Source organism: Neobacillus niacini (genome assembly GCF_000759675.1).
In the GTDB taxonomy this organism is placed as follows: domain Bacteria; phylum Bacillota; class Bacilli; order Bacillales; family Cytobacillaceae; genus Neobacillus; species Neobacillus niacini_A.
Genome location: NZ_BAWM01000024.1, coordinates 1 through 424 on the forward strand (window position 1 = coordinate 1; position 424 = coordinate 424).

Annotated in this window: 1 protein-coding gene; it reads right to left on the reverse strand. The window is 38.9% G+C overall.

Translation table 11 applies throughout. The annotated features are described in order from the left end of the window. Positions 1-91 precede the first annotated feature (91 nt). The coding region (locus TR08_RS14085) for a group II intron maturase-specific domain-containing protein (protein ID WP_045519108.1) at positions 92-424 on the reverse strand (333 nt) is incomplete at its 5' end.

Here is a 424-nt window from a genome sequence, read left to right on the forward strand (position 1 = left end):
CCTCCGGGTAGAAAGGTCGCCTGATTGGCGACTCAAACCCCCACAGAACCCGGCGTGCGGATTTCCCGCACCGGGCTCTTCAGAAATTGCTTCACAGTTTTGCGTACATTTTCAATTCAGAAAATGGAATTGAGAGTTTAGGACGCTCTAGAGGGAATATCAATTTAATATAATTAAACTTTTCCCATGTTACATAGCTCTTTTGACTTCTACTACTCAACATTTTCTTCCAGTATCGTTCCGTAATTTTATAGATTTTAGTTATTGACCCAAGATTACCAGCCATTCCGTAGTAATTATAATGCCCCCTAAGAATTTGATTTATCTTTTCAGCTTGGTCTTTTATTGGCCAATGTCTGATAGTACGAAGTACTTCTTGAATTTTGTTTAAGCTTCGTTTAAATCTGGTCTTTTCGGTTTTCCT